At 58.9% G+C, this 23,745-nt stretch carries 22 protein-coding genes; 11 read left to right on the forward strand and 11 right to left on the reverse strand.

The features are described from left to right. Window positions 1–100: 100 nt before the first annotated feature. The 10 genes from ROG8370_RS21065 to ROG8370_RS16615 form a co-directional block, all read right to left on the reverse strand. A complete protein-coding gene (locus ROG8370_RS21065; protein WP_085828285.1) occupies window positions 101–409 on the reverse strand; it encodes a transposase in 309 nt (102 codons plus the stop codon). A 32-nt stretch (window positions 410–441) separates the two neighbouring features. Continuing rightward, on the reverse strand, window positions 442–1,275 hold the full coding sequence (locus tag ROG8370_RS16575) for an MBL fold metallo-hydrolase (RefSeq protein ID WP_085828286.1): 834 nt from the start codon (window positions 1,273–1,275) through the stop codon (window positions 442–444). 361 nt (window positions 1,276–1,636) lie between these two features. After that, a complete protein-coding gene (gyrB, locus tag ROG8370_RS16580; protein WP_085828287.1) occupies window positions 1,637–4,054 on the reverse strand; it encodes a DNA topoisomerase (ATP-hydrolyzing) subunit B in 2,418 nt (805 codons plus the stop codon). An 88-nt stretch (window positions 4,055–4,142) separates the two neighbouring features. Next, window positions 4,143–4,763, reverse strand: coding sequence for a LysE family translocator (locus tag ROG8370_RS16585; protein WP_085828288.1), 621 nt, complete (start codon window positions 4,761–4,763; stop codon window positions 4,143–4,145). Continuing rightward, a complete protein-coding gene (locus tag ROG8370_RS16590) occupies window positions 4,760–5,191 on the reverse strand; it encodes a VOC family protein (protein WP_085828289.1) in 432 nt (143 codons plus the stop codon). The genes ROG8370_RS16585 and ROG8370_RS16590 overlap by 4 nt, the downstream gene beginning before the upstream one ends. Further along, window positions 5,188–6,300 (reverse strand): DNA replication/repair protein RecF, encoded by a 1,113-nt coding sequence (gene recF / locus ROG8370_RS16595; RefSeq protein ID WP_085828290.1) that lies wholly within the window; start codon window positions 6,298–6,300, stop codon window positions 5,188–5,190. Before recF ends, ROG8370_RS16590 begins: the two co-directional genes overlap by 4 nt. A 52-nt stretch (window positions 6,301–6,352) precedes the next feature. Continuing rightward, entirely contained in the window at window positions 6,353–7,471 is a 1,119-nt protein-coding gene (gene dnaN, locus ROG8370_RS16600; RefSeq protein WP_085828291.1) for a DNA polymerase III subunit beta, read from the reverse strand. A 168-nt stretch (window positions 7,472–7,639) separates the two neighbouring features. Continuing rightward, the gene (dnaA, locus tag ROG8370_RS16605; RefSeq protein WP_085828292.1) at window positions 7,640–9,007 is read right to left on the reverse strand and encodes a chromosomal replication initiator protein DnaA; all 1,368 of its coding nucleotides are present in this window, start codon (window positions 9,005–9,007) and stop codon (window positions 7,640–7,642) included. A gap of 500 nt (window positions 9,008–9,507) precedes the next feature. Next, a complete protein-coding gene (gene rpsT, locus ROG8370_RS16610; protein ID WP_073196537.1) occupies window positions 9,508–9,771 on the reverse strand; it encodes a 30S ribosomal protein S20 in 264 nt (87 codons plus the stop codon). Window positions 9,772–9,952: 181 nt separating this feature from the next. Continuing rightward, complete coding sequence (locus ROG8370_RS16615; protein WP_085828293.1) at window positions 9,953–10,771, reverse strand: sulfotransferase family protein; 819 nt, start codon at window positions 10,769–10,771, stop codon at window positions 9,953–9,955. A gap of 150 nt (window positions 10,772–10,921) precedes the next feature. Between ROG8370_RS16615 and ROG8370_RS16620 the strand changes: the two genes are divergently transcribed. From ROG8370_RS16620 to ROG8370_RS16630, 3 genes are all read left to right on the forward strand, one after another. Continuing rightward, window positions 10,922–12,499 carry a DUF5928 domain-containing protein gene (locus ROG8370_RS16620; protein ID WP_085828294.1) on the forward strand — a complete coding sequence of 526 codons (1,578 nt, stop codon included), beginning with the start codon at window positions 10,922–10,924 and terminating at the stop codon, window positions 12,497–12,499. An 8-nt stretch (window positions 12,500–12,507) separates the two neighbouring features. Further along, on the forward strand, window positions 12,508–12,894 hold the full coding sequence (locus ROG8370_RS16625) for an HIT domain-containing protein (RefSeq protein ID WP_085828295.1): 387 nt from the start codon (window positions 12,508–12,510) through the stop codon (window positions 12,892–12,894). Between the two features lie 78 nt (window positions 12,895–12,972). Beyond that, the gene (locus ROG8370_RS16630) at window positions 12,973–13,767 is read left to right on the forward strand and encodes an ion transporter (protein ID WP_085828296.1); all 795 of its coding nucleotides are present in this window, start codon (window positions 12,973–12,975) and stop codon (window positions 13,765–13,767) included. Here the strand turns inward: ROG8370_RS16630 and ROG8370_RS16635 are convergent. After that, the gene (locus tag ROG8370_RS16635; protein WP_245827455.1) at window positions 13,764–14,657 is read right to left on the reverse strand and encodes a GlxA family transcriptional regulator; all 894 of its coding nucleotides are present in this window, start codon (window positions 14,655–14,657) and stop codon (window positions 13,764–13,766) included. The genes ROG8370_RS16630 and ROG8370_RS16635 overlap by 4 nt on opposite strands. Window positions 14,658–14,818: 161 nt before the next feature. On the opposite strand from ROG8370_RS16635, the gene ROG8370_RS16640 reads away from it, so the two are divergent. The 8 genes from ROG8370_RS16640 (at window position 14,819) to ROG8370_RS16675 (ending at window position 23,717) form a co-directional block, all read left to right on the forward strand. Continuing rightward, window positions 14,819–16,069 carry a sarcosine oxidase subunit beta family protein gene (locus ROG8370_RS16640; RefSeq protein WP_085828298.1) on the forward strand — a complete coding sequence of 417 codons (1,251 nt, stop codon included), beginning with the start codon at window positions 14,819–14,821 and terminating at the stop codon, window positions 16,067–16,069. A 70-nt stretch (window positions 16,070–16,139) separates the two neighbouring features. Then, a complete protein-coding gene (locus ROG8370_RS16645; RefSeq protein WP_085828299.1) occupies window positions 16,140–16,427 on the forward strand; it encodes a sarcosine oxidase subunit delta in 288 nt (95 codons plus the stop codon). Next, complete coding sequence (locus tag ROG8370_RS16650) at window positions 16,424–19,372, forward strand: sarcosine oxidase subunit alpha family protein (protein ID WP_085828300.1); 2,949 nt, start codon at window positions 16,424–16,426, stop codon at window positions 19,370–19,372. The genes ROG8370_RS16645 and ROG8370_RS16650 overlap by 4 nt, the downstream gene beginning before the upstream one ends. Continuing rightward, a complete protein-coding gene (locus ROG8370_RS16655) occupies window positions 19,365–19,931 on the forward strand; it encodes a sarcosine oxidase subunit gamma (RefSeq protein WP_085828308.1) in 567 nt (188 codons plus the stop codon). The genes ROG8370_RS16650 and ROG8370_RS16655 overlap by 8 nt, the downstream gene beginning before the upstream one ends. A gap of 46 nt (window positions 19,932–19,977) precedes the next feature. Then, window positions 19,978–20,970, forward strand: a complete 993-nt coding sequence (locus ROG8370_RS16660) for a helix-turn-helix domain-containing protein (protein WP_085828301.1) — start codon at window positions 19,978–19,980, stop codon at window positions 20,968–20,970. Window positions 20,971–21,165: 195 nt separating this feature from the next. Further along, on the forward strand, window positions 21,166–22,002 hold the full coding sequence (locus tag ROG8370_RS16665; protein WP_245827457.1) for a fatty acid desaturase: 837 nt from the start codon (window positions 21,166–21,168) through the stop codon (window positions 22,000–22,002). A 51-nt stretch (window positions 22,003–22,053) separates the two neighbouring features. Continuing rightward, window positions 22,054–23,127 carry a phenylalanine--tRNA ligase subunit alpha gene (gene pheS / locus ROG8370_RS16670; protein WP_085828303.1) on the forward strand — a complete coding sequence of 358 codons (1,074 nt, stop codon included), beginning with the start codon at window positions 22,054–22,056 and terminating at the stop codon, window positions 23,125–23,127. Further along, window positions 23,124–23,717 (forward strand): hypothetical protein, encoded by a 594-nt coding sequence (locus ROG8370_RS16675; RefSeq protein WP_139838196.1) that lies wholly within the window; start codon window positions 23,124–23,126, stop codon window positions 23,715–23,717. Before pheS ends, ROG8370_RS16675 begins: the two co-directional genes overlap by 4 nt. Window positions 23,718–23,745: the final 28 nt, after the last annotated feature.

The raw sequence follows: 23,745 nt of genomic DNA on the forward strand, positions 1-23,745 counted from the left end.
AGGTTCTCGGCGCTCTCGCCCTTCGGCTCATAGTACAGATTTGACCGCGCCAATGTCAGCAACGCACATTGGCGGCGAACGCTTAGCTTATGGTTTCCGCTCACCATTTTTTGCCTCGCGTCCCGAGCAACTGTTGCGAGGCATCTGCCAAAAAATCCCGTTCCACCACAAGCTGGCCAATCTTGGAATGCAGCTTGTCGACTTCAGCCGAGCTTACCTGTTCCGGGGCTGCACCTCGGCGCGTGAATGCCGTCGCCATGTTCTCTATCGCCGCGCGTTTCCACGTGCCAATCTGAGTTGGATGAACGCTGTATTTCTTCGACAGCTCCGCCAACGTCATCTCCTCGCGGATCGCCTCAAGCGCAACACGGGCTTTGAATTCGGGTGAATGGTTTTTGCGTTTCTTCATACCGGATCACTTCTTTCGTCATGCGATCCACCTTAGCAACTGATCCGAAATTTCGCGACCACCTCTTTCTGTGACCTAATCACTGGATCGACGAATGGCGATAGAATCCAGTCACAACACCCGTCTGCGGACGAAGCCATCATCGCCAACGTATCGTCCACAATAATTGCGTGTGTATCTGCTTCGGTTCCGTCACCCTTCAAAACAGGTTGATCGTATTCCTCCCAAATACCGCTCCCGATCAATTTCCAAAAAAGACCCTCCTTGCGTTCGCCACCCCACACACGGGGAATATCGAGTGGCCCATCCGGATCGTCGCCGCTATCCCTTCCTGAACCCGGTGCGCCCAAATCTTTTGAACCACGTCGTACGAGGAGAACCTGGCGAGGATCAAAGCGCCCCAGCGCATTAACGGGGTTCGTTATAAGGTCGCGGAAGAATGGGTCATTGATCGTGGTCGGTTCCTCATTGGCGGCTCGGGCATACGCAAACAGGCGGTCTTCGACGTTGATCAGCGGCATCACGATGGTATCCACCTTTACCCCATTCTCTTTATCCAGGAGGCGCTCAAGGCCACTGATGTGGTCAAAATGGATGTGCGAAATAAAGAGTACATCCAGAACTTCATTCGAGCCGACAGACTTCAGGTGTTCGTCAATTCGCTCATCGCGCTGCCGGGCGTATTTTTGCATCGCACCACAATCGTAGACATATCGGAGCTTTCGACCGTCTTCAGCGTCCAACTCTGCCGTGTGGAAAAAGCCTTGGCCTACAGCGCGTTGTTGACGGCGGTTTTTGAGTGTTATCGCTTTATCCTTTGGAAAGTACACATTGGCAGCGCCAAAATGTTGATTTTTCGACCCCAATCCGTCCTACCGGGAACCAATGAAGTTAGAGCAAAGGAAGCGTAAGTCTCGCTTCAAATTTCTTTTAATGAATACTCCCGCGAGGATATTGCTTCGTTTTCAAGAGTCTATTTGCGGCGCACGAGTTGTCACATTACGTGTGTGCCTTCATGGGCAATGAGGAAAAAACTGATCAGGATCAGAGTGGAGCTTCCATCCAATCAAAAAGAGACGCGGAGGACGTAGCTCAAGTTTCTGAAAGGGGCACATAGCTAAAGTCGCGTAAGACACTGAATATTATATATTTAATAATTCTGCAATACATCGGCGACGCGCAAAGTTATGCGCGCCGCGCAATTTTATGTGCTTCCCTACACTGCCCTCAAAAGTCGAGGTTCTCGACGTTAAGCGCGTTAGCCTGAATGAATTCGCGGCGCGGTTCAACCACATCGCCCATCAGCTTGGTAAAGAGATCGTCGGCCTCGGCCACGTCATCGACCTTGACCTGCAACAAAGTGCGCGCTTCGGGGTCAAGCGTGGTTTCCCAGAGCTGGCCGGGGTTCATCTCGCCAAGACCCTTATAGCGTTGCAAGGTCAGGCCCTTTTCACCCTCTTTCAGGATCGCATCCAAAAGGTCGAGCGGCCCATAGATCGCCTGAGAGCGGTCCTTACGCATTAGCGTCGCAGGCTCGCGGTATACCTCGCGCAGGGCTTGGGTCATCTTGCCAAGCTTGCGCGCCTCACCACCGCGAAGGATCGGCCCGTCAAGCGTGCGCATTTCCTCGACACCGCGCACGGTGCGGGTCAGGCGAATGCCCTGATCCTGTGTCGGGCGGCCTTGCCAGCCGCGCTCGTATTCGTTGGAAATAAGGTCAAGCCGCGCGGCCACCGCATTGGCGACGCCCTGAAGGTCGGCATCGGCACTCCCGGCGAGAAACGCCTCGGCAATCGCGGCCTGTTCAAGGATGTGGCGCGGGTAATGGGTGGCGAAGGCTTCGAGAATCCGCTTGGCTTGGCGCGCCTCTTCAACCACGCGCACAAGATCGGTGCCGGTGATATCCTCGCCCGAACCAAGCCGCAAAACCGCATCCGCCGTGCCCTGTGAAATCAGGTAATCCTCAAGCGAGGCCTGATCCTTGAGGTAAACCTCGGATTTGCCACGCATCACCTTATAAAGCGGCGGCTGCGCGATATAGAGATAGCCCCCCTCGATCAGCTGTGGCATCTGTCGATAGAAGAACGTCAGCAACAGCGTGCGGATATGCGCGCCGTCGACATCGGCGTCGGTCATGATCACGATCTTGTGGTACCGCAGCTTCGAGATATCGAATTCATCCCGCCCGATCCCGGTGCCAAGCGCCATCACGAGGTTGCCGATTTCCTGGCTTCCCAGCATCCGGTCAAAGCGCGCGCGTTCAACGTTAAGGATCTTGCCGCGCAGGGGCAAAACCGCCTGCGTGCCGCGATCCCGGCCGGTCTGCGCCGATCCACCGGCGCTATCACCCTCGACGAGGAAGACTTCGGTTTTCGACGGGTCCTTTGACGAGCAATCCTTAAGCTTGCCTGCCAGAAAGTTCACATCCATCGGGTTCTTGCGCCGGGTCAGGTCGCGCGCCTTGCGGGCGGCCTCGCGGGCATGGGCGGCCTCGATAATCTTGCCGACCACGACCTTGGCCACGCTCGGATTTTCCTCGAACCACTCGGCGAGCTTTTCATTCACCAGACCCTCGACCGCCGGACGCACCTCGGAGCTTACGAGTTTATCCTTGGTCTGGCTGGAAAACTTGGGGTCCGGCACCTTGACCGACAGCACACAGGTCAGGCCTTCGCGCGCATCATCGCCGGTAAAGCTGATCTTTTCCTTGCGCGCGATCCCGGTGCTTTGGGCATAGTTGTTGATCGTGCGGGTCAGAGCACCACGAAAGCCCGCCATATGCGTGCCGCCGTCGCGCTGCGGGATGTTGTTGGTAAACGGCAAAACCGTCTCGTGATAGCTATCGTTCCACCACATTGCCACTTCGACGCCGATATCGTCACGCTCGCCGGTGATAAAGATCGGCTCCGGCATGGCCGGGGTCTTGTGGCGGTCGAGATATTTCACGAATTCCTTAACGCCACCCTCGTAGAACAGGTTGGTTTCAAGCGGCTCGGCCGGGCGTTCATCACGCAGGATGATGCGCACCCCGGAATTCAGAAAGGCTAGCTCTCGCAGGCGCTTTTCGAGCGTTTCAAAGCTATAGTCGAGGTTCGAGAAGGTCTCGGTCGAGGCCAGAAAGCGCACCTCGGTGCCCTTGCGGCCATTGGCATCACCAACCACGCGTAGCGGCTCCACTGTGAATCCGCCCGCGAACTTGGCATAGTGTTCCTTGCCATTGCGCCAAACCCGAAGCTCTAGCCATTCCGACAGCGCGTTCACCACCGAAACACCAACCCCGTGCAGACCGCCCGACACCTTGTAGGAATTGCTGTCGAATTTACCGCCGGCGTGAAGCTGGGTCATGATCACTTCGGCGGCCGAAACGCCTTCGCCCTCGTGCATGTCGACGGGAATACCGCGGCCATTATCGCTTACCGAAACGGATGAATCCGCATGGATCGTGACGTTGACGGCATCGGCATGACCGGCCAGTGCCTCGTCAATGCCGTTATCCACGACCTCATAGACCATGTGATGCAGACCAGAGCCATCATCAGTGTCCCCGATATACATGCCAGGGCGCTTGCGGACCGCCTCTAACCCTTTGAGAACCTTGATAGAATCGGCGCCATATTCTTCGGGCACCGCTACGGTTTCGGACATGCGAAAGTTCCTTCGTATTTTTCCTATTTTATACGAGGTATTGGGGGCAATGTCACGCCTTTCCCCCATATTTTGCGGTGTCCGGCCCTCAGGTAAACGGGATGATCAGCCCAACCAGAACAAGCAGGAAACCTGAGACGGAATTGAGCCGCGAAATCGCCTTGGGGCTCTGCAAAAGGCGGCGCGCACGGTCAAGAAAAAGGGCCAACCCAAGGTTGCCCAGCATCGGCACGATGGCCGAAACCGCAAGGATTGCGGCGATATCAGGCACCGTGACCGCGGAAAGATCGAAAAAGCCCGGCAGAAAACCCATGTAAAACAGGATCGCCTTGGGATTGCCGATCACCGCCGCGATACCCACCGAAAATCCGGCCCAGATACCGGGGCGGATCATGCGGCTGTCGGCGCCGGGCACGCGCGCCGGGGCGCGGATCAAAAGCAGGCCCATCACGATGAACACCACCGCTGCGATCCAGCGCAGGAGGTTGAGCGCGTCTCCATAAAGCGACAGCACCCATGCCAGCCCGAGGATCGCGCAGAGCGGCCAGATCAAATCGCCCAGTGCCACGCCCACCGCCAGCGGCCATGCCCCTCGCATGCCACCCGAGAGGGCGCGCGCCGTGAGCGCGACCCAGACCGGCCCCGGCACGGCCCAAAGCCCGGCCATGGCCGCCGCATAGAGCATGAGATCGAAAAGCGTGATGGTCATCTGGTCTCGGGCAGTGTGAGGCCGCCATCGGGGTCCAGCGGCCAGAACGGATTCATCGCCACTTCCCAGACATGGCCATCAGGATCGGCAAAATAGCCCGAGTACCCACCCCAAAACACCTTTTCCGGTGCTTTCAGCGGGCTCGCTCCGGCCTCAATGGCTGTTTGAAAGGCGGCATCAACCTCGGCCTCGGTCGCGAAATTCTGTGCCAGCGTGATTGCCCCGGTCCCCAATTCCACCCCGGCGCGCCCCTGATCCTTTGCGAGGTCGGCCTTGCCAAACAGGCCAAGCACAAGGGCGTTCATCTGGTAGAACACGATCCCCTCCTGCTCCTGCGCCGGGGTCCAGCCAAGTGCCGCGTAAAATGCTTTCGCACGCTCAAGATCGGCGGTGCCAAGGGTGATCAGGGTCACGCGCTGCGGTGTCATTGGCTCTCTCCGGGAGTGACATGGCTGACGCCGTCGGTTTCGGTAATTTCGATATGTTGCGCGCGCGCGCCAAGCTCTGCAAAAAGTTCGGCCCCGGTGCCGGTCATCCATGCCTGCGCGCCCAATGCACAGATTTCGTCATAAAGCGCGGCGCGTCGGGTGGCGTCAAGATGCGCTGCAACCTCATCAAGCAGCAAAAGCGGCGGCGCGCCGAAATCGCGCGCAAGGGCGCGGGCATTGGCAAGGATCAGCGAGACCAAAAGCGCCTTTTGCTCACCGGTGGAACAGTCGGCCGCGGGCACGCCCTTGGCCGCGTAAACCCCGTAAAGGTCGGCGCGATGCGGCCCGACAAGGGTACGCCCGGCCATCAGATCGCGAAACCGGCTTTCGGCCAGCGCCTCGCGCAGGTCGTCGGCGCTACTCGGCATTTCGCCCTCGGTCTGGGTCAGGTCAAGCTCGGCCACCGGAAAGGCCGTTTGCGCCTGGGCCTGCGCCTCTGCGATCTGGGCAAGGGCGGCTTGACGGTTGGCATGCATCTGCGCCCCGGCCTCGGCCATCTGGTGTTCCAGCGCCAGATACCAATGCGCATCGCGCACCTGATCCTTCAAAAGACGATTGCGTTCGCGCATCGCCTTGTCATAGGCCAGTGCCGCATCGCCGTGTCCGGGCAGGAAACTCATCGTCATACGATCCAGAAACCGCCGCCGCCCCTCGGCCCCCTCGATCCAGAGCCGATCCATCGACGGCACCAGCCACAGAACCCGCGCCACTCGGCCAAGCGCCATCTGCGTGGCAGCTTTCTCGTCGATGCGCACCTGTCGCGCGGCCCCGTCCTGCGCGGTGATCTCGATCTCGTGTACCTGGTGCAACGAGTGCAGAAGCCCGCTCAGCTTCCAACCCAAGGCCTCCGGCCTGCGCGCCATATCCTGCGCCGCCGCCCGTCGAAGCCCGCGCCCCGGCGAGAAAAGCGAGACTGCCTCAAGGACATTGGTCTTTCCCGCCCCGTTCGGTCCATGAATCGCAACCGGACGCATATCAAGCGACAACCGCGCCGACCTATGCGAGCGGAAATGCGAGAGAGTCAGATCTGACAGGTAGAGGCCGGGCATTCATTGCCCTTCTTCTTGGCAAAAATACTCCCGCCGGAGGCTCCGACAGGTGTTAAACGCGCATCGGCATGACGACATAAACCGCCGTCGTGTCATTGCCTTCGCGCATCAGGGTCGGATCGCCGGACGAGTTGAACAGGAACACCGCGTTTTCCCGGTCAACCTGGCTTGCGATTTCAAGCAGGTACTTGGCGTTAAAGCCGATTTCAAGCCGCTCATCGCCGTAAGCCACGGCAAGTTCTTCTTCGGCGGCGCCGCTATCGGGCGCATTGACCGACAGCACAAGCCGGTCTTCATCCAGCGACAGCTTGACAGCGCGCGAGCGCTCCGAGCTCACGGTCGCGACGCGATCAACAGCTTGGGCAAATTCGGCGGCATCCACTTCCATCCGGCGGGTGTTCCCCTGGGGGATGACGCGGGTGTAGTCGGGGAACGTGCCGTCAATCACCTTCGAGGTGAGGGTAATATCGGGTGTGGCAAAACGGATCTTGGTTTCTGACACCGACACGGCGATCTTCATGTCGTCGTCTTCCAGCAGTTTGCGCAGCTCGCCGACGGTCTTGCGCGGCACGATCACGCCGGGCATATCGGCGGCCCCTTCGGGCAGGTCGGCGTCGATCCGCGCCAGACGGTGACCATCTGTGGCCACACAGCGCAAAACCTTGCCACCATCGCTGTCAGAGACATGCATGTAGACGCCGTTCAGGTAATACCGGGTTTCCTCGGTCGAGATGGCGAATTTGGACTTGTCGAACAGCCGCCGCAGAACCGGTGCCGGGGCGCTGAAATTGCTGGCATATTCAGAGCTTGCCATGACCGGAAAATCTTCCTTCGGCAGGGTGGCAAGGTTGAAGTTCGATCGCCCGGCCTGAACCGTCAGGCGCCCGGCGGTTCCGTCATCGGCCAGTGTAACAAGCGCACCATCGGGCAGTTTGCGCACGATTTCGTGCAGCATCACCGCCGATACGGTTGTCGAACCGGCGCGCTCGACCATAGCCGGGGCCTTGTCGACGACTTCGATATCAAGATCGGTGGCGCGGAAATGAACCGAATTCCCTTCGGCCTCGATCAGGACATTGGCGAGGATCGGAATGGTATTGCGCCGCTCGACTACGGATTGTGCTTGTGACACGGCCTTAAGCAGTGCGCCGCGTTCGATGCTGAGTTTCATACCATCGCTCCCTATAGGTGCCGGATTAGCGCCGGGAGGGGCACGGTATCAATTTCCCCCTGCGGCTCAAGTGCTTTATTGCGTTTTCGGCTGTATTTGTCACAGCGTCAAGAGCAGACCCCACCGCAAAGGGCGAGGCTGCCCGACACGGGCGGACGAGCGCGGCGTTTAGCCCTCAAGTGTGCGGCGCAAAAGCTCCAGATCTTCGGCGATCTGGGCATCCTGAATGCGAAGCTCTTCGATCCGCTTGACGCCGTGCATGACGGTGGTGTGATCCCGCCCGCCAAACCGGCGGCCAATTTCGGGCAAAGAGCGGCTTGTCATCTGCTTGCACAGGAACATCGCCACCTGTCGCGGGCGCGCAAAGCTGCGCAGGCGCTTGGGGCCGATCATGTCGCTCAGGCGGATGTTGTAGTGATCCGAGACCTTGCGCTGAATTTCCTCGACCGAAACCTTCCGCTCGGAGGCGCGCAGCACATCGGCCAGGCAATCCTGGGTCAGTTCAAGCGTGATCGGCTGGCCGACAAGCGAAGCAAAGGCAAACAGCCGGGTCAGAGCGCCTTCGAGGACGCGCACATTGGTGCTGATGCGATGCGCAAGGAATTCCAGCACGCCATCGGCCATGGTCAGGTCGGGATATTGCTCGCGGTGGCGTTCGACCTTGGATTGAAGGATGCCAAGGCGCAATTCGTAATCGGTCGGGTGCAGATCAACCACCAGCCCGCATTGCAGGCGCGATTTGATCCGCTCTTCGAGATTGGCAATCTCGCCGGGGGCGCGGTCGGCGGAAATCACGATCTGTTTGTTCTGATCGACCAGCGCGTTGAAGGTGTGGAAAAACTCTTCCTGAGTGCTGTCCTTGCCGGCGATGAATTGAACGTCATCGACCATAAGAACATCGACCGAGCGGAACATTTCCTTGAAATCCATCATCCTGCGGTCGCGCAGGGCCTGCACGAAGCGATACATGAATTGTTCCGCCGACAGGTAAACGACATTCAGGTCCGGGCGGCTTGTCTGAAGCTCCCATGCGATGGCGTGCATCAGGTGGGTTTTGCCAAGGCCAACCCCACCGTAAAGAAATAGCGGGTTGAAGGTTGTCGGCCCGCCCTCGGCGACGCGGCGCGCGGCGGCATTGGCAAGTTCGTTCGGCTTGCCGACAACGAAGGTGTCAAAGGTAAAACGCTCGTCGAGCGGCGCGGTTGGCAGCATGCTGTCGCCACCGGACGAGGCGACGTTGCCGACCCCGGCTTGGGGCATGCGCGTTGCGGGTCGTGTCGGGCGTTCGGTGGTGTTGGCAGGCACCTGAAAGTGGATGCGACGCACGTCGGATACAAGCGCGTTCATCTGATAGAGGATCAAATCCCCAAAATGCTGTGAGACGTAATTGCCCAGAAAACTGGTCGGCACATGGAATGTTGCCACGCCATCCGCGAGTTTGGAAAACTCCAGCGGTTCGATCCAGTTCTTGAAGTTGCTTTGCCCAACCGATTGCTGAAGTTTCTGCTTCAACTGGCCCCATTGATCCTGTGTCATGCTTTCCCGTTCCGCGACTCTTCCAATATCCAAATGTCAGGCTGACAAAGTCAGCTAGCTTTGGTCTGCGATCACGGATCGGACCCTGCAAAAGAGATTGTACCGTTAACCAAAGTTAACGGGTTCCAAGCCTCTTTCACAAAGTTGTATGCATATCAAAAGGCCGCAAAAATGCTATCACGGTTCGTCCCAAACCGTGCACCTGTCGTGCCTTATAAAATGCATACGCAATGAACATGGCCAGGGCAAATTGCCCAGTTGCAGCGCCCGATTGCTTTTGTGTGTCAAAAGCCGTCGGTTGCCGATTTAGCCTGTCCCCCCAAGCGTGAATCGCCTGTTGAAACTAGCAAAGTCGCAAGCGCGCGGGCAACTGATCTTCGCGCTTGACAGGGGCTTTGGCTGAAAAGAATCTATCGGGCGCTTTTTTACGGTTTAAAAACAAAAAGGCACCGGTTGGCCCGGTGCCTTTTGCGTTCAATAGTTTAGCGCTCAATGACGGTTCAGGCGATTGCCTTGACCCGTGCAGCAAGACGCGACACTTTGCGTGACGCAGTGTTCTTGTGGAAAACGCCCTTGGTCACGCCACGCATCAGCTCGGGCTGAGCGGCACGCAGAGCGGCGGTTGCCGCCTCTTTGTCGCCGGATGCGATTGCTTCTTCTACTTTGCGCAGAAAGGTGCGGATGCGCGAACGGCGCGCTTTGTTGACGGCAAAACGGGCTTCGTTCTGACGGGCGCGTTTTTTGGATTGGGGCGTATTAGCCATGTGAATCAGACCCTTGCATTGGTTTGGTATATGTTTGTGTTGCGCAACGATACCAGACCGGGCCCCCACTCTCTGGGGATATGATTCTTGCCTGAGCGGGCATCACGCGCATGTATGGGGCGCCGTATACGCCAGTTCGGCGCAAATGCAAAGCCCTATCGTTTCCCCAAGGAATTGCGGGCTAAACGCCCAGTTTTGCGTGCACCTCTGCCAGATCAATTTCACCGATCGGCATCTTGTTACCCGGATTCTCAAAGTCATATTTGAACACTTCGAAATCGCGTTTGTAGATTTCATAGACAAGGTGCATCGACAGGTCGTCAAAATAATCCTCGACCGGATGGGCGCGCTTCGGGCCGTGCCCCTCGGATTCGTTGAACCGGGGCATGTTCTTGAGGTCAACCTCGTGTGGGGTGTTTATCGAGTCGAGCACCTCTTGCATGCCTTCGTTGAACTTTTCGGTCCAGAAGATCTTGTCATAGGTGCCGCCGTTCACGATGAAGGTCGAGACATGCCCGGACATGGCGGACCAGTGAATATCAGGCTCCATCGGGCGTTTCCAACGGATGGTGTCGCGGGCAAACAAAAGAAAGCGGCGAAAGCTTTTGATCTGGTCAAAGTCCTGTTTGCCATCATCACCGCCAACCTCGATCCCGTATTTCTGGATCAGGGTCGGAACAAGCTTGCCGCGATAGCGTTTGCCATTGCGCTGAATGCCGCAAATCTTGTCGAAAAAGCTCGACAGGATGCGGGTATAAGGATTGCGCACACAGGTGAAGGCATAAGACGTGTGGGTTTTGACGTTCGCGTTGATCAGCCTTTGGCTATCTTCGCGGGCCCATTTATGCAGGCCCTCGGTGGCATCATGAATGTCGCCGTCAAAAAATTCGCCATGATCCGAATAATAAAGCGCCTGACCAATTGTCGAACACGCACATTTCGGCACAACGCGGTAAACCACGCTCTCACTCTCGGTCATCCAGGTGCCTGGGAACCCCATATTTACTGCCTCCGCACACTGCTGCCTGTTTTTTGCAGCTTTAATTATGTCTACCCGGTTAAAAAAACCAAAGAAAGTCTGTTTATTCAGACTGTCTTCACGGCTATTGCTATAGACAATCTATGAACTCAGGGTTGAATCGTTTCTAATATGGCAAAAATAGCGTTCATCCTTTTGTGCCATAAAGACCCCGAGGCGATTGTTCGCCAGGCAGAAATGCTTACGGCCGTGGGCGATTACATCGCGATCCATTTCGATGCCCGCGCCAATCCCGAGCATTTCGAACAGATCAAAACAGAACTTGCCGACAATCCCAACGTGGTGTTTGCCAGGAAGCGGATCAAATGCGGCTGGGGTGAATGGTCGCTTGTTCAGGCCACGCTTTATGCCGTCGAGGCCGCGGTTGATGCCTTTCCGCGCGCCACGCATTTCTACATGTTGTCGGGCGATTGCGCGCCGATCAAATCCGCCAGCTATGCGCATGAATTTCTGGATTCTTCGGATGTCGATTACATCGAAAGCTTTGATTATTTCGACAGCGACTGGATCAAGACCGGGATGAAGGAAGAGCGGCTGATTTATCGCCACTTCTTTAATGAACGGACCCAGCCAAAGCGGTTTTATGCCACGTACAACCTGCAAACCAAGCTTGGGCTGACCCGCGAAATTCCGCGTGATATCCAGATTCAGATCGGAAGCCAGTGGTGGTGCCTGCGTCGGCGCACCATCGAGTGGATCATCGACTTTACGCGCAAACGCCGCGACGTGATGCGGTTCTTTCGCACCACCTGGATTCCGGATGAGACATTTTTTCAGACACTGGTGCGCCATCTCGTGCCGGAAAAAGAGATCAGCACCCGAACCCTGACCTTTTTGATGTTCACCGATTACGGCATGCCGGTGACCTTTTATAACGATCACTACGATCTTTTGCTAGGTCAGGATTATCTCTTTACCCGCAAGATCAGCCCCGAAGCACTAGAGCTCAAGCGCCGTCTTGGCACGCTTTATGCCAATGACAACGCGAACTTCCAGATTTCCGACGAGGGGCGCAGCCTGTTCAAGTTCCTGTCAGCGCGGGGGCGTGACGGGCGGCGTTTTGCAAGCCGGTTCTGGGAAACCGAAAGCAGCCTTGGTCGCGAGCGCGAGTTGATGATCGTGGTCTGCAAGAAATGGCATGTGGCCAAGCGTCTGATGGAGCGGATTCGTCAGGTCACCAACCTGCCCGCGATCGAGTACCTGTTTAACGAAGAGGGCACGGCCCTGCCGGACCTTGGCGGGATTCAGGGCACGCTGGCCAAACGAACGCGCCATCGCCGTGCCTTGATGCGGATGCTGTTTGATTACTACGAAACGGATCGCCTTATCGTCTGCATGGATCCCGGAAGCATCGACCTGTTGCAGGATTTTTGTGGGGATCGCGCGACGACCAAGCTTTTGGAGGTGCAGTGCGATTTCACCGATGAATACCTCGTCGGGCACGCCATGCGCGTCGGATTGGCCGGTGAACAAACGCCCAAGGATACGCTTGAGCGGCTCTTGCCGACGATCCGGGGTGACATGACCTATGAAAGCGACTGCATCCGCGATTCAGAATTTGAAAACCATCTGATCCTGCGCGAATCCGACGAGCGCGATCAGCATGCCGATCTTCTGGTGCGCTTCCTTGATATCTCGCGCGAAAAGGCGCAGGAAATCACCCAACAAGATCACCTATTTGCAGACTGAGGACCGCCATGCCCTATGCCTATGACGACCAGAACATTTTCGCCAAGATCCTGCGCGGCGAAATCCCCAACAAGACCGTTCTGGAAACCGAGCACAGCCTTGCATTTCATGACGTCGCGCCACAGGCGCCGGTGCATGTGCTGGTGATCCCGAAAGGGCCTTATGTGTGTCACGATCATTTTGCGCTTGCCGCCACGGACGCCGAAATCGTTGATTTCACCCGCACCGTGGGCGAGGTTTGCCGCCTGAGCGGCGTGCAACCGGGCGAAGGCGGCGAAGGGTTTCGCAGCATAAGCAATGCCGGCGAGCATGGCGTGCAAGAGGTGCCGCATTTCCATCTGCATGTCCTGGGCGGTCGTCCGCTTGGCCGGATGGTTGCACGCGCCAAGGACTAGCGCTTCGCGGCTTGCAGGTCTGGCGATGTGCACCCATATGTGGGCCAGGTATTTCAGGCAGGATATACAGGCAGGCCCATGATTTCTCGCATTCGCGTCGGCAGTTTTCTCGATAAATCCAGCGTTCAAAACTTCATTCTTGGGGTCATCCTGTTCAATGCTCTCATTCTGGGCATGGAAACTTCGGCCCCGATCATGGACCGGGCCGGCGGGCTTATTACCCTGCTGGATCAGCTCTGTCTTGCGGTCTTCGTGGTCGAAATCGCGGCCAAGCTTTTTGCCCGCGGTGTGGCGGGGTTTTTCTCGCGCGGCTGGAATATCTTTGATTTCGTGATTGTCGGCATCTCTCTTGTGCCGGCCACGCAAGGCCTTTCGGTGTTGCGCGCGCTGCGCATCCTGCGGCTTTTGCGGGTGGTGTCGGTGGCGCCGTCCTTGCGCCGCGTGGTCGAGGGGCTGGTCAATGCCCTGCCGGGGATGGGGTCGGTGTTTCTGTTGATGGGGATGCTGTTTTACATCGGCTCGGTCATGGCGACCAAGCTTTTCGGCGCGCATTTCCCCGAGTGGTTCGGCGATCTGGGGCGCTCTGCCTATTCGCTGTTTCAGATCATGACGCTTGAATCCTGGTCGATGGGCATCGTGCGCCCGGTGATGGAGGTGTTCCCCTATGCCTGGGCGTTTTTCGTGCCTTTCATCATGGTTACCACATTCGCCGTGGTGAACCTTCTGGTCGGTCTGATCGTCAATTCAATGCAGGATGCGCACCATGCCGAAGATGTCGAGAAAACCGACAATTACCGCGACGAGGTCATGGGGCGGCTCGCCACTATCGAGGCGCTGCTTAAGGCGGATCAGGCCAAAAGCCGACTGGACTAGGTGTCGCGATAGCGCGACGGCGCCTCACCAAACTGCGCGCTATAGGCCCGCGAGAAATGCGAGGAGCTGGCAAAGCCCGTCGCAAGCGCAACCTCGGTCAGCGACAGCGCCGAATTGCGCAACAGGTTCTGCGCCCGCTCCAGCCGTAATTCGCGGTAGTATCCCATCGTCGTCTGGCCAAGCTTGTTCTGAAACAACCGGTTGAGCTGCCGGGTCGAGAGCCGCGCCAGCTTTGCAAGCTGTTCAAGGCGCAGAGGATCGGCGATATTGCCTTCCATCGCCTCGACCGCGTCAAGAATGGCCGGGGCATGGGTGCCCACCCTCTCGACAAGCCCTGATCGCTGTGGGCCGGTGGGGGGGCGAATCTCGGTATGCATGAACCAGTCGCTGACGTGGCGGGCGAAATCGGCGCCGTGATGCTGGGCGATCAGCGCATGCATAAGGTCCATCGGCGCCGTGCCCCCGGCACAGGTCATCCGGTCGCGATCAATCACGTAAAGCGTCCGTTCAACCATCAGATGCGGCGAGATTTCCGCCAATGCACTAGCATATTCCCAATGTACCGTCATCCGCCGCCCCGCCATAAGCCCGGCGCGCGCCAGGATGATCGGCCCGCCCGACACGCCGCCCATGATCACCCCGGCGCGCGCCTGTCGCGTTAGCCAGGCGGACATGGTGCGCCCCGGATAGAGGGCCGGATCGCCCCCCGCGACAACAAAGAGGTAATCAAGCCTCAGATCGGCGCCCGGCACCGCCTGTGGCTTGATTTCCGCGGCCCCCGAGCTTGCGACCGGCATGGCCGTGGCGGCGATGTTGATCACCTCGTAAAGCGTGCGCCCGGCCAAAAGGTTCGCGGCGCGCCAGGGCTCGGTTGTGGCGGCATAAGACATAAGCGCAAAGCCCTCGATCGGCAGAATGCCGATTCGAAGCGGTTTTGTTCGGTTTCGTGCCGTCTTGTCCATATTGGATATGTAAGTGGCTTTTTCAGGCAAGTCTATCGCGGGATTAACCGCAATGCTGGATCAAGGACATCAACAGGATTCTTTGGCTCATGCGCTATTCTGCCTTAAAAATTCTCCGCGAGGGGCTGACCGGGAACAAAGGTTGGAAACCTGTCTGGCGCGAGCCCGATCCAAAACCGGAATATGACATCGTGATCATCGGCGGCGGTGGTCACGGTCTTGCCACGGCCTATTACCTCGCCCGCGAATTCGGGATGCGCAACATTGCGGTTCTCGAAAAGGGCTGGATCGGATCAGGCAATATCGGGCGCAACACCACGATCATCCGCTCCAATTACATGCTGCCGGGCAACGAGCCGTTTTATGAAATGTCGCTCAAGCTCTGGGAAGGGCTTGAACAGGATTTCAACTATAATGCCATGGTCAGCCAGCGCTCGATCCTGAACCTGTTTCATTCGGACGCACAGCGGGACGCCTTCGTGCGCCGCGCCAACGCGATGTTTCTAGCCGGCGCCGATGCCGAGCTTGCAACCACCGAACAGCTTCGCGCCGAATTGCCGTTTCTCGATTATGAAAACGCGCGCTTCCCGATCAAGGGCGGCCTGTTTCAGCGACGCGGCGGCACGGTGCGTCACGATGCGGTGGCCTGGGGCTATGCGCGCGGCGCTGATGAGCGCGGCGTCGATATCATCCAGAACTGCGAAGTGACCGGCTTTGACATCGAGAACGGCAAATGCCGCGGTGTTCAAACCTCGCGCGGTGCCATTCGCGCACGCAAGGTCGCGGTCTGTGTTGCCGGCTCTTCCGGCCGGGTGATGGCGCAGGCGGGCATGCGCCTTCCGATCGAAAGCCATGTTCTCCAGGCGTTTGTGACCGAGGGCCTCAAACCGGTCCTGCCCGGCGTGATCACCTTTGGCGCGGGTCATTTCTATGTAAGTCAATCCGACAAGGGCGGGCTTGTGTTTGGCGGCGATATCGACGGCTATAATTCTTACGCGCAACGCGGCAACCTGCCCGTGGTAGAGGATGTCGCCGAGGGCGGCATGGCAATCATGCCGATGATCGGGCGCGCCCGCCTGCTGCGAAGCTGGGGCGGCATCATGGATATGTCGATGGATGGCTCTCCCTTCATCGACAAGACCGATATCGACGGGCTCTATTTCAACGGCGGCTGGTGTTATGGCGGCTTCAAGGCAACGCCCGCCAGCGGCCTGTGCTATGCGCATCTTCTCGCCAAGGACACGCCGCATCCGGTGGCCACGCAAATGCGGCTTGATCGCTTCAAGCGGGGCAACCTGATCGACGAAAAAGGTCAGGGCAATCAGCCCAACCTGCATTGAGGCGCGCGCATATGACCTTTCACCGTTCTAAAAATACTCAAGTCCAACCGCTGACAAAGGGCACGGACGCATGATCATCAATCACCCCCTTCTTGGCCCCCGCGATGCTGCCGAATTCGTCTATCTCGGCGATGCCTCCCTGATCGAGCGCCCCGACTGGCAGGCGAGCGATGCCGCCGAGGCGTTCCATGAATACGGCTATCTGCGTGACAATCCGGCGGGCAAGCATGCCGAGCTTTGGTATCACGAACAGGGCGACCGCTCTTGGCTCGTGGTGACACGCGACACCACCACCCATGAAATCACGTCTGTCGAGATGGCCCGCGATGTGGCCCGGGCAAAGGGGCGCAGCAAATGAGCCAGATCAACCGGATCAGCGGCGGCCAGATCGACCGCGCGCAAGAGGTCAAATTCACCTTCAACGGCAAGTGGATGCGTGGCCATCCCGGCGATACGCTGGCCTCGGCGCTTTTGGCCAATGGTCAGCGTCTGGTGGGGCGGTCGTTCAAGTACCACCGCCCGCGCGGGATTTTCACCGCCGGTTCGGAAGAGCCGAATGCGCTGGTTGAGCTGCGCAATGGCGCCCATCAAGAACCCAACACGCGCGCCACGGTAACCGAGCTTTTCGACGGGCTGCACGCCAAAAGCCAGAACCATCGCGGATCGCTTGAACATGACATGATGGCGGTGACGGATTTCATGTCGCCGTTCCTCTCGGCGGGGTTTTATTACAAGACATTCATGTGGCCGCGTGCCTTCTGGGAAAAGCTCTACGAGCCGATCATCCGCAAATCGGCCGGCCTTGGCCGTCTGTCGATGCAGGAAGATCCCGATGTCTATGACAAGGGTTATCTGCATTGCGATCTGCTTGTGATCGGGGCCGGGCCGACGGGTCTCATGGCGGCGCTCACGGCAGGGCGCGCAGGGGCGCGGGTCATTCTGGCGGACGAGGATTTCACCCTTGGCGGGCGGCTCAACTCTGAGACGCTTGAGGTCGGCGGCATGGCCGGCGCCGATTGGGCCAAAGAGGCGCTGGTCGAACTGGCGGCGATGGATAACGTGCGCCTGATGGCACGCACCACGGTGTATGGCGCCTATGATCACGGCGTTTACGGCGCGCTTGAGCGCTGCACCGACCACCTGGCAAGCTCGGACGGCAAGCCCCGGCAAATCCTGTGGCGGGTGACATCCAAACGCGCGGTTCTGTCGGCGGGGGCCACCGAACGCCCGATTGCTTTTGGCAATAACGACCGCCCCGGCGTGATGCTGGCCGGTTCGGTGCGCTCTTATGCCAACCGCTATGGCGTGACACCCGGTCAGCAGGTTGCGGTGTTTACCAACAACGATGACGGCTGGCGCACGGCCGCCGATCTTGTGGCTAAGGGCGTGCATGTGCCCGCGATCATCGACGTGCGCGACGCGGCTGCGGTTTGCGACGTGCCCGGCGCGCGCCATATCCGCAATGCGGGCGTGGTTGATACGGTCGGGCGCAAGGGCCTGAAATCGGTCACTCTGACCGATGGCCAGGTGATCCCGGTTGATTGCCTTGCGGTCTCTGGCGGCTGGAACCCGAATGTACATCTGACCTGTCACCAACGCGGTCGCCCGACATGGCGCGATGATATCTCGGCCTTTGTGCCGGGGCGTGATCTTCCGCCGGGGATGGCCGTCGCGGGCGCCGCAAATGGTGCGATGACGCTGGCCGCGGCCCTTGCCGAGGGCCAAAGCGTCGCCAATGCCCAGATCGAGGCGCTTGGGTATAAACCCGGCAAAGCCGACCTGCCCCGCGCCGAGGACGAGCCGTGCGATTGCGTGCCCTACTGGCATGTGCGCGAAAGCACCAAGCGCGGCTGGCTTGATCTTCAGAACGACGTGACGGTCAAGGACGTCAAGCAATCGCATCGCGAAGGCTTTCGCTCGGTTGAGCATCTCAAGCGTTATACCACGCTTGGCATGGCCACCGATCAGGGCAAGACCGCGAATATCCCGGCGCTGGCGATCATGGCGGAATGCACAGGCAAGACGATCCCGGAAACCGGCACCACGATTTTCCGCCCGCCTTATACGCCAGTGCCGATTGGCGCCCTTGGCGGTCGCTCGCGCGGTCGCGATTTCCGGCCCTATCGCCTGACGCCAAGTCATGTCTGGGCCAAGGAAAACGGCGCGACCTTTGTCGAGGTCGGCAACTGGCTCCGGGCGCAGTGGTTTGCGCGGCCCGGTGAGACGGGCTGGCGCGATTCGGTGGATCGCGAGGTTCTGGCGACCCGCAAGTCGGTTGGCATCTGTGATGTGACCACCCTTGGCAAGATCGATGTGCAGGGCAAGGATGCCGCCGCATTTCTCAACAAGGTCTATGCCAATGGCTTTGCCAAGCTGGCCGTGGGCCGGGTGCGCTATGGGCTGATGCTGCGCGAGGATGGGATTGCCTATGACGATGGCACCACCGCGCGGATGTCGGAGAACCACTTTGTGATGACCACCACCACCGCCAATGCGGTTCTGGTGTTCCGCCGACTTGAATTCGCGCGCCAGTGTCTCTGGCCGGATATGGATGTGCACCTTATCTCGACCACCGATGGCTGGGCACAGTTTGCCGTTGCCGGGCCCAATGCGCGCAACCTTTTGCGCAAGGTGGTGGACGAGGCGCATGATCTCTCGAACGAGGCGTTTCCCTTCATGGCCTGCGGCGAGGTCACGGTTTGCAACGGCACCCCGGCGCGGCTTTTCCGGATCTCGTTCTCGGGCGAGCTTGCCTATGAGGTGGCGGTGCCTGCGCGTTACGGCAATGCAATGATGGATGTGTTGATGCAGGCGGGGCAAGAGTTTGACGCCACGCCCTATGGCACCGAGGCGCTTGGCGTGATGCGGATCGAAAAAGGGCATGCGGCGGGCAACGAACTAAACGGTCAGACCACTGCGCATAACCTTGGCATGGGCAAGATGGTCAGCCAGACCAAGGAGTGCATCGGCAACGTGCTCACGCAGCGCCCAGAGATGCTGCGTGAGGATGCTGTAAAGCTGGTCGGGTTCCGCCCGGTGGATCGTGAGCGCGGCTTGATTGCCGGGTCGCATTTCATCACCAAGGGCGATGCGGCGAGCATGGATAACGATCAGGGCTGGATGTCGTCGGTGGCCTATTCGCCAAGCCTTGAGCATTCCGTTGGCCTTGGGTTCATCAAGAACGGCGATACCCGCATGGGCGAGATCGTGCGCGCCGTAAGCCCGGTTCACGGAACCGAAATGGAGGTCGAGATCGTCTCGGCGCATTTCATTGATCCAGCAGGAGATCGTCTTCGTGCCTGAGTATAGTCTGACCCCCGCCGCCCCGCTTGCGGGCACTGATATCACCATCGTGGACACCCGCCTTGTGGCGCCTGCCGACCTTGCGGTCGTGTCGGTTGCCCTGCCGCTTGGCGCGGAAAAAGCTGCCGAAAAGGCGATCAAGACGGCCTTTGGCGTGGCCTTGCCCGAGGTCGGCAAATCGAGCCTTGCCAAGGATGGCGCCCGGATTGTCCGCCTCGGCAGTGATCTCGCCTTTGTGATTTTCACCCATCCCACGCCCGACGCCGAACGGGTGGTGGCCGCGCGCCTCAAGGGCGCCGCCTATACCACCGATCAGACCGATGTTTGGGCCGCGCTTGATCTTTCGGGGCCGAATGCGCGCCGCGCGCTGGAGCGGATTTGCCCGATTGATCTGCATCCCGATGCCTTTGCGGTCGGCGATAGTGCCCGCACCATGATGGAGCATCTTGGCACGCTTATCATCCGCACCGGGGATGACGCGTATCGCCTGATGTCGGGCAGCTCTTCTGCGGGTTCGTTCCTGCATGCGATCGAAACCTCGTTGAGCAATATCGCCTGACGGGTCGCGGGGCAAATGACACGCAAGACAGGAAAGGAAGGTCACCATGTATATTGAAACGCTGACACCTGATCGCGCCGAGGCCACCGCGCCGATCCACGCAAGGCGTAGTCTCTCGGGTGATTTTCTGTTCGTGTCGCAAGGTCAGGACATGGCCTTTGCCGCCGAGGCCTGTATCGACGTGCTGCGCTCTGCCAACCGGCTTTTGGGGCGCGAGAGCTATACCTGGGATCATGTCTGCGGCGCGCGCGGCCTTGCACAGATCGATGGCTGTGGCCCGGAGCAGACGCTTGTGCTTGTGGGCGGAATCGAGACGGCCTGGCGGCCAGTCACCGATGATCTTGCCGATTTGCGCCGGGCGATCCGCAATGCCGCGCGGCTTTGTCTTGTGGGGTCGGCCGTCTTTGTGCCGCTGGCCGCCGGCGTTCTGGGCGCGCGTCAATTGGCGGTGCATCCTGATTTTCGCGCCGGTGTGCAGGAATCGAGCCCTCGGATCGAGTTTAGCGATCAGACCACCTGTCATCACAAGGCGCTGAGCAGCGCCGTCAGCCCCGCCGCCGCCGTGTGGATGATGGTCGAGCTTGTGGGCGCGCGCGATGGCGAGTTTACCCGCGCCAGCCTGTCGCGATATCTGGGCCTGAGTGAGCCGGGACGCGAGGCACCGCCGGGCGAGCATCTGCGCTATCTTCGGCTTGCGCAGGGTGATGCAACGTTGAACGCCGCGCTTCAGATCATGCTTGAGCATCTGGAAGATACGCTAAGCGTCGGGCAGATCGCCGATCTGCTTGGGGTGAGCGCGCGCAAGCTTGAACGCGGGTTTCGGGACCTTTTGCGCCAGACGCCGTTGAATGTTTACCGCGATCTGCGGCTTGACCGGGCGCGCCGGTTGTTGGGGCAAACCGCTTTGTCGTTGAACGAGGTGTCGGTGGCCTGCGGGTTTTCCAATGTCACGCTGATGAAGAAATGGTTTGTTCTGAAATACGGCGAGGCCCCCGAAGGCGTGCGCCAGCAGGCGTTTGGTGCGCGCCAAGTCGCCTGAGGGTTTGGGCGAAAATGCCCCTTTGAGGGCGCTCCCACCCGCCCACCCCGCGCCCTCAAAGGGGCAGGATGGGTCGGGATGAGTATTTGGACCAAGAAGAAGCCGGGGGCTGGTTTATGCCTGAAGGTTTGATAGGCTTTTGGGATGGATCACAGGGAATTTGTCTCGGCTTTGCCTGCTGACAGGTTGGCGGCGTTGAATCAGACTGCGGATGGGCCGGGGCTTTGGCATCTTGCCGGACATCTGGCGGTCATCATGGTGTTTGGTCTTTGGATCACTCAGGGCTGGTGTCTGTGGCCCCTGGCGTTGGTGGGGCAGGGAATTGCGATTTGTTTTCTGTTCACGCTTGAGCATGAGGCCACGCATAAGACGCCGTTTCGGTCCGTTTGGTTGAATGAGTGGGTGGGGCGGATTGCGGGGCTTTTGCTTGTGCTGCCCTTCCAGTGGTTTCGCTATTTCCATCTGGCGCATCATCGGTTCACCAATATTCCGGACAAGGACCCCGAGCTTGGGTCAGAGGGCTGGCCCGAGACGCGCAGGGCTTATCTCATCCATGTGTCAGGCCTGCCTTATTGGGCGGGCATGATCCGGCAGCTTGTCGGCAACGCCATGGGGCGCGATCCGGGCGATTATGTGCCCGAACGCGCAAGGGGGCGGGTAAGGCGGGAGGCGCGCGTCATGCTGGCGCTTTATGGATTGGCAGCGCTTAGTCTTTTGGTCACGCCGGTTTTGGTGTGGGTCTGGCTGTTGCCCTGTCTTCTGGGGCAGCCGTTCTTGCGGCTTTATCTTTTGGCGGAACATGGCCGCTGTGCCTTTGTCGCCAATATGTTCGAGAACACGCGCACCGCCTTTACCAACCGGATCGTGCGGTTTTTGGCCTGGAATATGCCCTATCACACCGAGCATCACACATTGCCGCAGGTGCCGTTTCACAAGCTGCCGATGTTGCATGCGCAGATGCGTGATCATCTTGGTGTCACGGCCAATGGATATGCAGAATTCACCGCGCGCTATGCCAGTCACTTGCGCTAAACGTCCAGCCGGGGTAACCCGCCATTGACCCGCACGATTTGGATAAGACCGATGGATGATCTCAGAGACAAATATATCAGCCTGATTGCCAATGCCGCCGATGAGGCCACGCTAGAGGATTTGCGTGTTCAGGCCGTGGGCAAGAAGGGTGAGATCAGCCTTCAGATGCGAGAGCTTGGCAAGATGAGCGCCGAGGAACGGCAGGTTGCCGGGCCCAAGCTTAACGCGCTCAAGGATGAGATCAACAGCGCCCTGGCCGCCAAGAAGCAGGGGCTTGCCGATGCCGCCCTTGACGAGCGTCTGCGCGCCGAATGGATGGATGTCACCCTGCCTGCGCGGCACCGTCGGGTTGGAACGATCCACCCGGTGAGCCAGGTCACCGAAGAGGTCACCGCGATTTTCGCCGATATGGGTTTTGCCGTGGCCGAGGGGCCGCAGGTCGAGAGCGACTGGTTCAATTTCGACGCGCTCAACATTCCCGGCCATCATCCGGCGCGCGCCGAGATGGACACGTTTTACACCCATCGCGCGCCCGGCGATGACCGCCCGCCGCATGTGTTGCGCACCCATACGAGCCCGGTTCAGATCCGCACGATGCAGGATCAGGGCGCGCCCTTGCGGGTGATCGCGCCCGGCCGTGTTTACCGCGCCGATTATGATCAGACCCACACGCCGATGTTTCACCAGATCGAGGGTCTGGCGATCGACAAGGACATCAGCATGGCCAACCTCAAATGGGTGCTGGAAGAGTTCGTGAAGGCGTTTTTCGAGGTCGATGACGTCGAGCTGCGCTTTCGCGCCTCGCATTTCCCGTTCACCGAACCGTCGGCCGAGGTCGATATCCGTTGTTCGTGGGAGGGTGGCACGCTCAAGGTGGGCGAGGGTGACGACTGGCTTGAGATTCTGGGAAGCGGGATGGTGCATCCGAAGGTCTTGCAGGCCGGCAATATCGACCCCGATGAATGGCAGGGCTTTGCCTTTGGCATGGGGATCGACCGGATCGCGATGCTGAAATACGGCATTCCGGATTTGCGCGCGTTCTTTGATTCCGATCTGCGGTGGCTGCGGCATTACGGGTTTGCGTCACTGGACGTGCCGACGCTGCATGGTGGTTTGAGCCGGTGACATCTTCGGATGTGTTTGAGGGAATTGCTTCTGTTGCTCAACTCGGAATGGTATTTGCCGTCGGGTTAGGCGTAGCCATTGCATACTGGCAGCTTAAAGCCACCAGAGAGGCCGTATCTAACACTCGCCGGGCGCAACTAGCTGAAGAAATGATTGTCCTAGCGGGGCGCGTAGAGGACGCATTTAGGCATATGCGAAATCCATTCGGCTCCATCCCTCAAGACCGTTTGCGCGATAAGAAGTTCATTTATGAAAAGCGGTATGAGCGCGTAAGCGAGTCTAACGAATTATTTGCGTCTCTGCGTGAAACACAGATCAGAATGGACGCAGTTTTAGGATATGATGCTACAAAAGATTATGTGATCGAATTGTTCAATGCGCGCTCAAATATCGCTATGGCGATAGAAGAGTTGATTGACATTGAAGCATCAGGAAATTCAGAGCGTTACGCAGATGCTTGGAAAAATGCGCACTTGGTACTTTATGGCCGCTGGTCGGAAAAAGATGAATTCGGTCAAAAGCTGTTAAAGGCAACTCGTAGGATTCGAGAAATTGCTTCGCCTTTTGCTAGTTGGCAGCCTCGGAAATGATGAAAGCAAGCCTGTACAGCCCAACGAT

Source organism: Roseovarius gaetbuli (assembly GCF_900172365.1).
Lineage (GTDB): Bacteria > Pseudomonadota > Alphaproteobacteria > Rhodobacterales > Rhodobacteraceae > Roseovarius > Roseovarius gaetbuli.